Annotated in this window: 12 protein-coding genes; 6 read left to right on the forward strand and 6 right to left on the reverse strand. The window is 61.3% G+C overall.

The genetic code is table 11. From position 1 onward, the window contains the following. Positions 1-132: 132 nt before the first annotated feature. Positions 133-1,230 (forward strand): chorismate synthase, encoded by a 1,098-nt coding sequence (gene aroC / locus ATY77_RS20835; protein WP_088688662.1) that lies wholly within the window; start codon positions 133-135, stop codon positions 1,228-1,230. A gap of 9 nt (positions 1,231-1,239) precedes the next feature. Beyond that, a complete protein-coding gene (gene ribB / locus ATY77_RS20840; RefSeq protein ID WP_088678466.1) occupies positions 1,240-2,343 on the forward strand; it encodes a 3,4-dihydroxy-2-butanone-4-phosphate synthase in 1,104 nt (367 codons plus the stop codon). A gap of 220 nt (positions 2,344-2,563) precedes the next feature. On the opposite strand, the gene ATY77_RS20845 is transcribed toward ribB, so the two are convergent. After that, entirely contained in the window at positions 2,564-3,754 is a 1,191-nt protein-coding gene (locus tag ATY77_RS20845; protein ID WP_088688663.1) for a winged helix-turn-helix domain-containing protein, read from the reverse strand. Between the two features lie 127 nt (positions 3,755-3,881). Between ATY77_RS20845 and ATY77_RS20850 the strand changes: the two genes are divergently transcribed. From ATY77_RS20850 to ATY77_RS20860, 3 genes are read left to right on the forward strand one after another with little or no spacing between them, the layout of a single operon-like run. Then, entirely contained in the window at positions 3,882-4,556 is a 675-nt protein-coding gene (locus ATY77_RS20850) for an ABC transporter ATP-binding protein (RefSeq protein WP_088688664.1), read from the forward strand. Further along, the gene (locus ATY77_RS20855; protein ID WP_088688665.1) at positions 4,556-5,164 is read left to right on the forward strand and encodes an energy-coupling factor transporter transmembrane protein EcfT; all 609 of its coding nucleotides are present in this window, start codon (positions 4,556-4,558) and stop codon (positions 5,162-5,164) included. The genes ATY77_RS20850 and ATY77_RS20855 overlap by 1 nt, the downstream gene beginning before the upstream one ends. A gap of 24 nt (positions 5,165-5,188) precedes the next feature. Beyond that, complete coding sequence (locus ATY77_RS20860) at positions 5,189-5,752, forward strand: biotin transporter BioY (protein WP_088678470.1); 564 nt, start codon at positions 5,189-5,191, stop codon at positions 5,750-5,752. Between the two features lie 150 nt (positions 5,753-5,902). Here ATY77_RS20860 and ATY77_RS20865 read toward each other — a convergent pair whose 3' ends face one another. Both ATY77_RS20865 and ATY77_RS20870 read right to left on the reverse strand, forming a co-directional pair. After that, positions 5,903-7,042, reverse strand: a complete 1,140-nt coding sequence (locus tag ATY77_RS20865) for an acyltransferase (RefSeq protein ID WP_088688666.1) — start codon at positions 7,040-7,042, stop codon at positions 5,903-5,905. A gap of 560 nt (positions 7,043-7,602) precedes the next feature. Beyond that, the gene (locus ATY77_RS20870) at positions 7,603-8,496 is read right to left on the reverse strand and encodes a LysR substrate-binding domain-containing protein (RefSeq protein WP_088688667.1); all 894 of its coding nucleotides are present in this window, start codon (positions 8,494-8,496) and stop codon (positions 7,603-7,605) included. A 227-nt stretch (positions 8,497-8,723) separates the two neighbouring features. Between ATY77_RS20870 and ATY77_RS20875 the strand changes: the two genes are divergently transcribed. After that, positions 8,724-9,110, forward strand: coding sequence for an ectoine synthase (locus ATY77_RS20875; RefSeq protein ID WP_088688668.1), 387 nt, complete (start codon positions 8,724-8,726; stop codon positions 9,108-9,110). Between the two features lie 98 nt (positions 9,111-9,208). On the opposite strand, the gene ATY77_RS20880 is transcribed toward ATY77_RS20875, so the two are convergent. The 3 genes from ATY77_RS20880 to ATY77_RS20890 form a co-directional block, all read right to left on the reverse strand. Then, positions 9,209-10,558, reverse strand: a complete 1,350-nt coding sequence (locus ATY77_RS20880) for an SLC13 family permease (protein WP_088688669.1) — start codon at positions 10,556-10,558, stop codon at positions 9,209-9,211. Positions 10,559-10,651: 93 nt separating this feature from the next. Continuing rightward, positions 10,652-12,166, reverse strand: coding sequence for a malonyl-CoA synthase (locus tag ATY77_RS20885; RefSeq protein WP_088688670.1), 1,515 nt, complete (start codon positions 12,164-12,166; stop codon positions 10,652-10,654). Beyond that, on the reverse strand, positions 12,163-13,587 hold the full coding sequence (locus ATY77_RS20890) for a malonyl-CoA decarboxylase (RefSeq protein WP_088688671.1): 1,425 nt from the start codon (positions 13,585-13,587) through the stop codon (positions 12,163-12,165). The genes ATY77_RS20885 and ATY77_RS20890 overlap by 4 nt, the downstream gene beginning before the upstream one ends. Positions 13,588-13,605 lie beyond the last annotated feature (18 nt).

Below are 13,605 nucleotides of genomic sequence, written 5' to 3' on the forward strand. Positions count from 1 at the left end.
GGAAACAGCATTTCCCGAGCGAGCCGGTTTCGCGCAAAGAAAGGCTTTTGCCTCGACCATTTTTTGGCCTATGAGTGTCGCGCCTTTTCAAGCAATGGCGCGACCGGCTTTGGCGCGCCGCCGTGGGAACTCATGTCGCACAATACATTCGGCCACCTCTTCCGCGTAACCACCTGGGGCGAAAGCCATGGTCCGGCGCTCGGCTGCGTCGTCGACGGCTGCCCTCCGGGCCTGCGTTTCAAGCTCGAAGACCTGCAGGTCTGGCTCGACAAGCGCAAACCCGGCCAATCCCGCTTCGTCACGCAGCGGCGCGAGGACGACCTGGTGAAAGTGCTGTCCGGCGTCATGCTCGATGCCGACGGCGAGACGATGACGACAACCGGCACGCCGATCTCCATGCTGATCGAGAACACCGATCAGCGCTCCAAGGATTACGGTGAGATCGCCCGGCAATACCGCCCCGGCCATGCCGATTATACCTATGACCTCAAATACGGCATTCGCGACTATCGCGGCGGCGGCCGCTCCTCGGCGCGCGAGACCGCGGCAAGGGTTGCGGCCGGCGGGATCGCCCGCCTCGTCGTGCCAGGCGTGAGCGTGCGCGGCGCGCTGGTGCAGATCGGCAAGCACAAGATCGACCGCCGCAACTGGGATTGGGACCAAGTGGGCCAGAACCCGTTCTTTTCCCCGGATGCCGCAATCGTCCCGGTCTGGGAAGAATATCTCGACGGCATCCGCAAAAACGGTTCCTCGATCGGCGCGGTGATAGAAGTCGTTGCCGAAGGTGTGCCCGCCGGCCTCGGCGCGCCGATTTACTCCAAGCTCGACCAGGACATCGCCTCCCTGCTGATGTCAATCAACGCCGTCAAGGGCGTGGAGATCGGCAATGGTTTTGCTGCCGCCGAAACCTCGGGCGAAGACAATGCCGACGAGATGCGCATGGGCAATGACGGCACGCCGATCTTCCTTTCCAACAATGCCGGCGGTATTCTGGGCGGCATCTCCACCGGGCAGCCGATCGTGGCGCGTTTCGCCGTCAAGCCGACGTCCTCGATCCTGACCGAGCGCCAGTCGATCGATGCCGACGGGAAGAATGTCGATGTCCGCACCAAGGGCCGGCACGACCCCTGCGTCGGCATCCGCGCCGTGCCGATCGGAGAAGCGATGGTCGCCTGCGCCATCGCCGACCATTATCTTCGCGATCGCGGCCAGACCGGCCGCCTGAAATAGGAGCGCCCCATGCCTTATGACCAGAAGCGCGTCGTCGATGCCATAAGGGCCTTCGAAGCCGGCGAAATCGTCGTCGTCATGGACGATGACGACCGTGAGAACGAGGGCGACCTGATCGTCGCGGCCGTACACGCCACGCCGGAGAAGATGGCCTTCATCGTGCGCCATACGTCAGGCATCGTCTGCGCGCCGATGCCCAAGGAAGAGGCCAAGCGCCTCAACCTCAATGCCATGGTGGCGGAAAACGATTCCGCCCATACGACGGCCTTCACGGTCTCGGTCGATTTCAAGCACGGCACGACCACCGGCATTTCCGCCGACGACCGCACGCTGACGGTGCGCAACCTGGCCAACCCCAATGCCGGACCTTCCGATTTCGTCCGTCCCGGCCATATTTTCCCGCTCGTCTCCCGCGAGGGCGGCGTGCTGATGCGTTCCGGCCATACCGAAGCGGCCGTCGACCTCTGCAAGCTCGCCGGCCTGCCGCCGATCGGTGTCATCTCGGAGCTGGTGAACGACGACGGCACCGTCACGCGCGGCCCACAGGTGGTCGAATTCGCCGAGCAGCACGGGCTGAAGCTCCTCTCCGTCGCCGATCTCATCGCCTATCGCCAGCGCAAGGAAACGCTGGTCGAACATGGCGCGAGCTTCGATATCGAAACGCCGTTCGGCAAAGCCAAGGCGCATACCTATTCGCTTCCCTGGGATCCGATGCAGCACCTCGCCGTCGTCTTCGGCGATATCCGCGACGGCGTCGATATTCCGGTACGCCTGCATCCGGAAAACGTCGCGGAAGATCTCTTCGGCAAGAAAAGCCCGGTCGATTTCTACATGCAGAAGATCGCCGAGGAAGGACGCGGCGTCATCGTCTATCTGCGCGAGGGGTCTGTTGGCGTCGGCCACTACGACAACGGCCGCAAGGCCCGCAGCCAGGGCCGCGAAGCCCATACCGAAGCGCAGACCCGCGACAGCGAATGGCTGGAAATCGGCCTCGGCGCGCAGATCCTCAAGGATCTCGGCGTCAGCTCGATCAAACTGCTCACCAGCCGCGAGCGGCACTATGTCGGCCTGGAAGGTTTCGGGATCAAGATCAGCAAGACGGAGATCTGCTGAGGTCGAAGAGAGGGATGGCAGCCCCTCATCCGGCTGCCGCCACCGACCGGGGTCGAGCCACGGGTCTCGACCCGTCCTTCGGACTCCCGTAAACGGGCGAAGGGGAATGCCGCAACCTCTCCGTTCCCCGCCGGCCTCTCGTATGGCACGTCCCCTCGCCCCGTTTACGGGGAGAGGGTTAGGGTGAGGGGCAAATGCCGCTCTCTCAAAGTGGAAGAGACTAGCCCCGCCACCCCTCCAGCAGCACAACCTTCTCCACGCCCGCAAACCGCGCCAGCCGGTCGAGCTCGGCCTCCAGCTTCTCCAGCCGCCCCACCGAAGCCTTTACGCCCGGCTCCAGCCAGAGCCGCCTGACATCGAGCGTCGATTTCTTCCGGTCCGCCTTCATGTCGATGCGGCCGATCAGCCGGTCGCCTTCGAGCAGCGGAAAAACATAGTAGCCGTATTCACGCTTGGCCTCGGGCACGAAAACCTCGATGCGGTAGAAGAAGCCGAAGAGGCGTTCCGTGCGGTTGCGGTCACGGATCATCGGGTCGAAGGGGCTGAGCACGCGGATGCGCGGTGGCGCATCCGGATAGCTGTCGAGCGCCGAGAAGAAATCGGCGAAAGCCCAGGATGGTCGCGCCTTGTCGCCGAGCGCCGGTTCGATCAGCACCTCGGCCAGTTCATCGCGATGGGCCGCGACCCAGGCCTTAGCCTCATCGGGCGAGACCAGATTCCAGAAGGCTGCAATCTCGCCATGGGTGGCAAAACCGAGGCGGGTGAGCGCGCTGCGGCAGGCCCAGTCGATGAAGTCTTCGCGACTGACCTCCGGTTCGCGGAATTCCGCCGGAATGACCCGCTCCGTGAGATCATAAATCTTCTGGAAATTCGAGCGGCCAGCGATGGCGAGCTTGCCCGTGTGCCAGAAATATTCGAGCGCCGTCTTGTTCGGATGCCAATTCCACCAGCCTCCCGAAACGTGGCCATCGGTCTTGACGTCGCGTGCCAGCATCGCGCCGTCGCGCCGCACGCGCTCATAGGTCTCCTCGAAGGCCGCCTCGAAGCCCTCGCCGCGCCATTTTCGCCAGCGTTCGATGAGGACCTTCTCCTGGTGGCGGAACTTGTGCTTCCAATAAACGAAGAAGGCGCTCGGCAGGATGGAGGCATCGTGTGTCCAATGCTCGAAGAGCGCTCGTTCCTTCTCAAGCAAAGCTTTCAGATGTTCGCGCCGATAGGTCTGATTGCGGGAGAACAATATTTGATGATGCGCCCGCTCCACCGTCTGGATGCTGTCCACCTGGACGAAACCCAGCTCATGGATGAGCTGCAGCAGCCCTGATTTGGTCAAGGCGCGGTTCGGTGGAGCGCTGAGCCCCTGCTTGGCGAGGAAGATGCGGCGGGCGTCGGAATTGGAAAGCAGATTCGTCATGCGTCCATCATAATCCGGAAAATCTTCCTAGCTACCCGATATTGAGCACGCAGTATCGAAGGATTTAGCTCTTTCATCGCGAGGGATAAGCCGTATAGAAGCGGATCGCATGGACGTGAGGGCTGGTTTGGATATTCGTTTCGAAGGTGCCGGGGTGAGTTTCGGGACGCGAGTGGCGCTGGAGCCGCTGACGCTTGCTCTCGGAGAGAAGCGGATCGGTGTCATCGGGCTCAACGGTTCGGGCAAGACGACCTTCGCGCGGCTGATCAACGGATTGACGAAGCCATCGATCGGGCGGGTCATCGTCAACGGCCGCGACACGAGCGATGAGAAGGCGGCCGCGGCCGATGTCGGCTTTATCTTCCAGTCGCCACAGAACCAGATCATCCTGCCGATCGTCCGGGACGACATCGCCTTCGGGCTGAAGCGGCGCGGTTTCAGCAAGGCGGAAATCGAGGCGAAGGTCGAGGGTGTGCTTGCCCGCTTCGGCGCCGAGGCGCTCGCCGGTCGTCGGGCGCACGAGCTTTCCGGCGGCGAGTTGCAGGTGGCGGCACTCTGCTCCGTGCTGGCGACAGGGCCGAACATTCTCATCCTCGACGAGCCGACCAACCAGCTCGACCTCAAAAACCGGGCGCTGGTCGAAAAGATCATCGCCGGCCTGACGGAAAGCGCCATCGTCATCACCCACGACCTGGAACTGATCGCCGATTTCGAGCGGGTGCTGCTGTTTCACGAGGGCCGGCTTGCCGCCGACGCGCCGGCTGCCGAAGCGATTGCCCGCTACAGGGAGATCGCCGCCTGATGCAGTCGCTCTATGTCGAAGGCAACAGCGCAATGCATCGGCTTTCGCCACGCGTAAAGCTGGTGTCGCTTGCGATCGTCAGCGTCGTGCTGTTCATCAGCGAGAACATCCCCCTGCTTTCGGTCGCCGTGCTGCTGGCGGCCATCATCTGCCGGATGGTCGGCATGCCCATGGCGGAGGGGTTGAGGCGGCTGCGGCCGATCTTCCTGACGATCGCCGTCGTGGCGCTGTTCAACCTCATCTTCAACCCGTGGCACGACGCGCTGGTGACCCTGTTGCGGCTGACGGCGCTGATGCTTCTGGCCGCCGCCGTCACGGCCACGACGACCATTGCCCAGTTCATCGACGAGGTGACGGCGCTTGCCCGCCCGCTGGAGCGCACCGGCCGGGTGCAGGCCGACGACATAGGCCTGGCCATCGGGCTCGTCTTGCGCTTCGTGCCGGAAATTCTCGGCCGGTATCAGGCAATCCGCGAGGCACATAGGGCGCGCGGACTGAAGATCCGGCCGACCACGCTGCTCGCGCCGCTGATCATCCTGACGCTCAGGGATGCGGATAATGTCGCCGCGGCGATTGACGCGCGCGGCATTCGACGGCATGGGAATTAACGATCTATCAATACGGAGTTCATGATGAGCACCCGCGACCTCGTTCTTACCGCTCTCTTTGCCGCGATCATCGTGGCGCTCGGCCTGCTGCCGCCGATCACGCTCGGCTTCATTCCGGTGCCGATCACCGCCCAGTCGCTCGGCGTGATGATGGCCGGCGTGGTGCTCGGCGCCCGGCGCGGCGCGATTGCCGTGGTGATCGTGCTGCTGCTGGTCGCTTTCGGGCAGCCGGTGCTTTCCGGCGGCCGCGGCGGCCTTGCCATCTTCGCCTCGCCTTCGGCCGGCTTCCTCATCGGCTGGATCTTTGGCGCCTTCGTCACCGGCTATCTCAGCGAACGCTTGGTCAACCACCAGCAATCCGGCCTGGTGCAGACGGTCAGCTTCTTCCTCGCCGCCATGGTCGGCTGCATCGTTGTGCTCTACGCCTTCGGCATTGCCTATCTGGCGACCGCCGGCGGTATGGGCTTCCCGAACGCCTTCATCGGCTCGATGGCTTATCTGCCGGGCGACGTGACCAAAGCTTTCGTCGCCGCCCTCCTCGGCCGCGCGGTCATGGTCGGCTATCCCCTGCTGCCGGCGCGCGCCTAAGCGCGGGAAGCCCGATCTATCGGCAAATGCCGACGATGGCCGCCCTCCACACGAGGGCGGCCACTTTGCGTTGCGGCCGCATTGTCGACTGGCCCGGCGACTGGCGGAATCGCCGTCATTGCGTCTCATTGCCATCGTCAAGCGCCGCGCCTAAATCCGAGATTCCTTCGTCCGTAAACCTGATGCGCGGTGTCCAAGCCTGTCGAAGGCCGATCGCAAGACACTGCGGATCGGAGGCTCTCCCCATTTGCACACTGCCAGCGACATCGCACAGACGATCGCAACGGCCGAAGCAAGCGCGATCAACGGCGTCATCCCCAGAGCGGTCAACCAATCGGGAAGTTGGACGCCGATCGCGAAATGCAGGAGATAGAGCGGATAGGTCATGGAGCCGAGGGTTTTGACCAATCGAAGGAGCGAGTTCGGCAGACGACTGATCCGCTCGCTATAGCCGACGCTTGCAACGATGAATATCAGCCCCGCCAGCCAAATCGAGAGGGCCGGAAACGGCGAGAAGGAATGACCCGCGGCGGCAAGAGTGCGATCGCTGGTGCTCAAGCCTGCCATGTATATCTGAACAGCCCCGGTCACCAGAGCGCAAATAAAACCCGCCCAGGCAATTCGGTTCATTCGGCCTTGAGACAAAAGCCATATGTAGATTCCAATGGCGAATTGGCAGCCATAGTAAAATGGTATCGCCCGCCAGGCAGTGTCCGTGAATATCGCCAGGATCGCTGAATCGGGAAAGGCAGATAAGAGGAAAATGAAAATTGTGCTGGCCAGCGACAGGCCGAGCGCCAAGGCGGGCATCCTCATCTTTTGCCCGGCCACGCACATGATGAAGACAAGGGCGTAGAAGCAGATCTCACAGGCCAAGGTCCAATATTGGCCATCGATCCATGGGCCGCCGGAGTAGAGCGTGATCGAACGCAGATAATTCTTGACGATGCGTCTGTTCACGTCTTGCGTCGCGATGACGAGCAGCGTCAGTGACGCGCATATCCATACCGCCGGATACAGCCGCAGAATTCGTCCCTTGAGAAATGACATCGCACTGGCGGAAGCGGCAGAGTTGACGATGACGGGTCCCGATATGACGAAGAACAATTCAACGCCAACCCATCCCGGCTGGGCGACATTCTCGATCAGAGGCATTTTATACGGTCTCAGATATAAGGGCGACGCCCAGGAAGCAAATCCAAGATGAAACACCGTTACCAGGAGCGCACAGACAAATCGTAATGCGTCGACGCCGTAAATATATCGGCTTCCGACCTCAGATTTTGACATAGTTTATTTTCCCCAACACCTTGCCCAGCGCCACCTCGACTGACATAGGGCGCAAGGCAGCCGGGACGAGCAAAAATTAGCTTCAGTGTTGGATCAGTTGATCTGCTTGCTTGTCAGATAGCTGCAGCAATCACTGCGTGCCTTTGGCGTTTTGGCTCGTTGCCGTCTCGGGACGGCCCAAAATCCGGGCAACAAAAAACCGCCTTGAGGCGGTCGGGCATTCTATCGATTTTCGTTTGATCTAGTCTCCTCCACCTCCGTCGCCGCCGTCACAGCCGCCGTCGTCCGAGGCCTCGAACCAGCCTCCCCCGCCATCGCCGGAACTTCTTGAACTGCGTTTGCCAGTCGCGAATATCAAGGCAAGAACCAGGGCGAATAATGCGAGGGGCATCGCATTCGAGAAAAATGTATCCAATCAGCATCCTTTCGTTTTCATCAGGAAATCTCGTTTCCTGATCGAAATTATAGATTATTTTTCAATCTCCGCAATAGCCTTAATATGAACCTTTCATGACATTCCAGATCAGGTCAAAACGAGCGGTTGCCCAGTGGTTGCCAGTCTATTCCATGATCGGCGGACTTGCGGATCGGCACTCCTCCGTGAACCATTCCGCAAAACGACGAACCGGTTTCTTCGCCCAGGAGCTGGTGATCAGGTAATATCCTTGAGTTTCTGCCGTCGAAATATCCGAAAGCACGAGGAGGTCGCCACGATCGATCTCTCGCCGAAACACTTCGACAGGGCATAATGCGACTCCATGCCCGGCGATCACCGCCGTGGCAAGAATGTTGAAGTCCTGGAATATCGGCCCTCGAACCGGCTCGGGCGCCGTTATCTCTGCCTTTCGGAACCATTCTTTCCAACCATCCACGGTTTCATCGTGCAGCAGGTCGGCGGCCGCAAAGGGAACGCTGTCGGACGTCCAATTCCGCTTTGCCAGATAATGAACGCTGGCCACGGGCTGGTTGCGCCGGGAGAAAAGGAGCCGGCTCTCCCGTCCCCCTGACAAGTCTTCTCCCATGGTAATGAGAACATCCAGGCTTTCGTCATCGAAGCGCTCTTCCGCTTTTGCATAGATTATCCTGACATCAAGATCGGGCTCGCTCTCCCGAAAGGACGGAAGTGCCGGAACCAGCCAGCGCGATGCGATCGAAGGAATGCATCCGACGGTTATCGACCGCATATTGTGGTCTCTGCGCATGTTGCCGGTTGCGTGGGCGATGGCGGCCAGCGAGCCCGAGACGGCCAGATAATATTCGGCGCCTGCCGGCGTCAGTGCCACGCCGCGTCCGGATTTTTGCAGCAGCTTGCGTCCCAGCCAGGTCTCCAGATGCTTGATCTGATGGCTGATCGCTGCGTGAGTCACATGCAGTTCGTCTCCGGCCTTTGAAAGGCTCATGAGCCGGGCGGTTGCTTCGAAGGCTCTCAATGCGTTCAGCGGCGGCAGTTGCATATGTTCGAAATCCTCACATAAGCAACAGATTCATTGTCCGCCTGACATGTCAAATCTTTTCAACGGAAGCGGGTGCTGCGAACGGATTTTGGCCTCTATCGAGGCCAGATCATATGTGAAATATTCTTACAACTCACTCAAATTAGATCATTTGAAATGAGCAGCCGCTCCGGTGCCTAATGACTTGTGGAGAACGAAACATCTCCGCCATTCGTGAGGAGAAAAACATGTTTGTGAGAAGCCTGAAAGAAGTGGAGCAGACCGAGCGTTTCGTCGATTGGGGCAATGGCACAAGCCATCGTCTGCTGACCAGGGATGACGGGGTGGGATTTACGGTCTGCCACACCGTCGTTCGCGCCAACACCGAAGCCCTGCTGCAGTACCGCAACCATCTGGAGGCCTGCTACTGCATCCAGGGAGCAGGCGAGGTCGAGGATATGGACGGCAATGTCTTCCCCATCCGCGCCGGCGATATCTACGTTCTCGACAAACACGATCGGCACTATTTACGCGGTGGTAAGGATGAGGATCTCATCCTCGTCAGCGTCTTCAATCCACCCTTGAAAGGGACGGAACGTCACGATCTGAACAATAGAAGCGGTTCGGAATACTGAGCCACCCCCTCCGCCGCAAATAGCGGACATCGCGCCGTTCAGGTTTTTCGCCGCCGCGGGCGATGGTCCGCGGCAGAAAGCGATGGGTGCCCCCTGCGTCAAATCAGCCCCGGCACGACGAACACCAGCCAGGCGACGATCGGGCCGATGATGGCAATCAGCGCGCTGTAGACCAACAGTTGCTTGAGGACCTGCTCTCGCCTGTCATCCGGCGCATTGGCGACCACAAGCGCACCATTGGTGGAGAACGGGCTGGTGTCGACGATCGTTGTCGAGATCGCGATGGCGGCGACGACGCCGATGGCGCTGACATGTCCCTGCATGAGGAACGGGACGGCGAGCGGAATGATCGCGCCGAGCAGCGCGGTCGAGGATGCAAAGGCCGAGACGATGGCGCCGGTAAAGCAGAGCAGGAGCGCCACCAGCAGCGGCATGCCGAGGCTGGATATACCGTTCGCCACGTAATCGACGGTACCGGCCTTCTCCATGACGCCGACATAGGTGATGATGCCTGATATCAGCAGCACGGTCGACCAGCTGACCTTGTCGATTGCCGCCTTCTGCGTTTTCGGGGACAGTAGCGCCAGGGCGACGGCCACGGTCATCGCGACGAGGCCGACATTGAACTTGAAAACCAGGGCGCCGATACCGAGCGCCGTCAGGCCGATCAGGGTGGTAATCCTCTCATTGTTCAGACGCAGCGTCGCGGCGGTATCGGCCGCCGTGCCGTAGGCATGTTCCCGGATGGGCTTTGCCGGCGTGCCGCCGTGACCTCTGATCGAGGCCGACACGCCCTCGGGATGCAGTTCGGGCAAGGGGCCAAGGGATGATGCGGGTACTTGCTTCATGACCTTTGCACCGCCGAAAACGAAGAAGACCAGCACTGCGATCGCCAGGTTGAAGAAGAAGCTGGAGAGAAACAGGGAGGTCGGCGCGAAAGGCAGGCCGGCCTTGGCAACGATCTGGTTGGTGATGCCGCCATAGATGCTGATCGGCGAAAAGCCGCCCGCCTGCGCGCCGTGGATCACCATCAGGCCCATCATGACGGGGTGAATGCGGTACTGGATGGCAAAGCTCAAGGCGACGGGCGCGAGAATGGCGACGGCGGCAGGCCCAAGAGCACCGAAACCGGTAATGACGGCGGCGACGAGGAACATCACCCAGGGGATCAAGCCTATGCGTCCGCGCACCAGGCGGACGGCGCATTCGACCAGCCAGTCGATGGTGCCGTTGATCTGCGCGATGGCGAAGAGATAGGTGACGGCGACCAGCGTCAGGAACAGATCGCTCGGAAAGCCGGCAAAAATATCGGTGGTTTTCATGCCGATGGTCATGGAGCCGAGCACGAAGGCGCCGGCGAAAGCGAGCGCGCCCATGTTGATCGGCTGGATCGTCGCAACGATGAACATAGCGATGAGCAGGCCGATGGCCAGTATTTCGATACCCATGATTCCCCTCCCTCCGACGCCTCCAGCGCCGTGGTTGTTGTTTGCAAATATTGATGCGGATACCGGCGCGCCTCCTCCCAGAGGGCGGCCGTCCTACGTCCCGGTGTAAAGATCGGCGTATTGCTGCCGCAGGATATTCTTCTGGACCTTGCCCATCGTGTTGCGCGGCAGGTCCTCGGCGAAGATGATGCGTTTGGGCTGTTTGTAGCGCGCGAGACGATCCTGCAGGGCGCTGACAATGGTCTTTTCATCCAGGCCGGCGCCAGGCTTGCACACCACGACCGCCGTCACGCCTTCCCCGAAATCGGGATGCGGCACGCCGATCACGGCGCTCTCGACCACGCCCTCGATCTGGTCGATCTCGCTCTCGACCTCTTTCGGATAGATGTTGTAGCCGCCCGAGATCACCAGATCCTTGCCGCGGCCGACAATATGCACATAGCCGTCGCTGTCGATCTTGCCGAGATCGCCGCTGATGAAGAAGCCATCGGCGGTGAATTCGGCCGCGGTTTTTTCCGGCATGCGCCAATAACCCTTGAAGACGTTCGGTCCCTTGATCTCGATCATGCCGGTCTGTTCCGCCGGCAGCACCAGCCCGGTGGCGGGATCGGTGACGCGCACCGTCACGTCAGGCAAGGGGAAGCCGACCGTTCCGGCAATGCGTTTGCCCTCATAGGGATTGGAGGTGTTCATGTTGGTTTCCGTCATGCCGTAACGCTCGAGGATCGCGTGGCCAGTCCGGGCCTCGAACTCGGTATGCGTTTCGGCGAGCAGCGGCGCCGAACCGGATATGAACAGGCGGATGCTGGCTGCCGCCTCCTTGCCGAAGCGCGGGCTTTGCAAGAGGCGCACGTAGAAGGTCGGCACGCCCATCAGCATCGTTGCCTGCGGCATCACTGACACGACCTCGTCGGCGTCGAATTTCGACAGCAGGAACATCGAGGCGCCGGCAAGCAGCGTGACGTTGGTGGCGACGAACAGGCCATGTGTGTGGAAGATCGGCAAGGCGTGGATCAGCCGGTCGTTGGCGGTGACGCGCCAATAGTCCCGCAAGGTCAGGGCGTTCGACAGCAGGTTCCTATGGGTGAGTATCGCCCCCTTCGAGCGTCCCGTCGTTCCCGAGGTGTAGAGGATCGCGGCCATATCGTCGGCGGAGCGTGAGGCGTCGACAAAGTCGGCCGGCTCGTCGCGCGCCAGATCGAGCAACGAGCCGCTGCCGTCGGCATCGAGCGTTTCGACGATCGCGCCGTGGCGCTTGGCGATCGTCTCCACGCCTTCCCGAGCAGCCGGCGCAACGACCACCAGACGCGGCTCCGCATCGCCGATGAAGTAATCGAGCTCGGCCAGCGTATAGGCGGTGTTGAGCGGCAGGTAGACGGCGCCGCTGCGAAGACAGGCGAGATATAGGATCAATGCCTCGGCGCTTTTCTCGACCTGAACGGCAACCCGGTCGCCAGGGCGAATGCCGAGCGCATCCATCGCGCTGGCAATGCGTCCGGAAAGGGCGAAGGCGTCGTCATAGGTCCATGTACGGGTGCTATCGATCCGGATGAACGGTGCGTTATCGGGTGCGGCGGCCCGCATGGTGTCGAAAAGATGGTTGCTCACTTTCGCCCTCCTCCAAGCGTGGAATTCATCAGTTGCGCAAAGGCGCGAGAGCCTTGCTGGCCATTGCCGCCGCGGCGGCCTTCATCGCTCTGGTTGAGCAAGCTTTTGACCGCAGTCGAGGCGATCACTTCGCCGCGCTGCGCCAAGGCCTCGTGGTTGGCGACGATGTCGTCCAGTTTGTAGAGATAGTTGACCATCAGACCGTGCGCCTGCTGCATCGCCTTCGGCGAGCGGTCGCCGAGGAAATTCACTCTTTCAAGCCGGGCGCCATTGCCGAGATGGAAGCGGGCGACGGGATCGACCGGGCGGCCCTCCGGCGTGCGTTCGGTGAGGAAGTAGCGGGCCGCAAGCGGCAGCAGCACGCGCTCCACATCGGCCGCGCCGCTCTCCTTGTCGGGCCAGTCCGGATCATCGAGCAAGGTCAGCGTTTTCAGGGCCGCTTCGGATAGAGACCGATCGCCGGTCGCGGCGCGCACCTTGGCAAGCCAGCGGGCAAAACCCGGGACGGGCGACAGCGTGACGAAATTCTTGAGGCCCGGCAGGTCCTTGCGCAGATCTTCGACGACCTGCTTGATCAGGAAATTGCCGAAGGAGATACCGCGCAAGCCATCCTGGCAGTTGGAGATCGAATAGAAGACGGCCGTCGTCGCCTCGTCGGCGTTGATCTGCTCCCGCCCCTCGTCGAGAACATCCGCGATCGCCTTCGGCACGGAGCGGGTGAGCGCCACTTCAACGAAGACGAGCGGCTCATCGGCCAGCCGCGGGTGGAAAAAGGCAAAGCATCGACGGTCGGCCGGCGCTAAGCGACGGCGCAATTCCTCCCAGCCGGCAATCTCGTGCACGGCCTCGTATTGAATGATCTTTTCGAGAATGTATGCCGGCGTCGACCAGTCGATGGGCCGCAGCGTCAGAAAGCCGCGATTGAACCAGGAGCCGAACAGATGCGTGAAGTCGGCGTCCAGCGCGTGATAGGCTTCGGACCGGTCCTTGGAGGCAAGCAGCTGCTGACGCATCCGCACGAGCCTGGCGGTGCCGTTTGGCGCGTGATTCAATCGGCGCAGGAGCTCCTGCCGCCGCGGTTCCGCCGCCTGATGGAGTGCGATGACCGCAGCGGAGCTTTTGTCCGTGCGGTAATTTTCCATTGCCTGGTCGAGCCTCAACGTGTCGGGCCCGAAGCTTTCGTGAAGCGTATGGAAAAAAATCTGCGCGCCCTCACCATCGAGCGCGCCCCAGCGATCGAGAATCTCGGCTGCAAGGGCGATGCCGGATGCTTCGCCCCGGCTCGACAATAGCATTTCAGAAAGGGTCCGAAGATCGGCCTTGGCGGCGGCCTGCGTATTGCGCGAGCCGGAAAACAGAAGCTGGCGCCCATGATCCGTAATGCTTTGCAGCATGTCGGTGAAGAAAGAAGCTTCGGGCATGCCATTCTCCTCTCTTCT

The sequence above is a fragment of the Rhizobium sp. R634 genome (assembly GCF_002211305.1).
GTDB lineage: Bacteria > Pseudomonadota > Alphaproteobacteria > Rhizobiales > Rhizobiaceae > Rhizobium.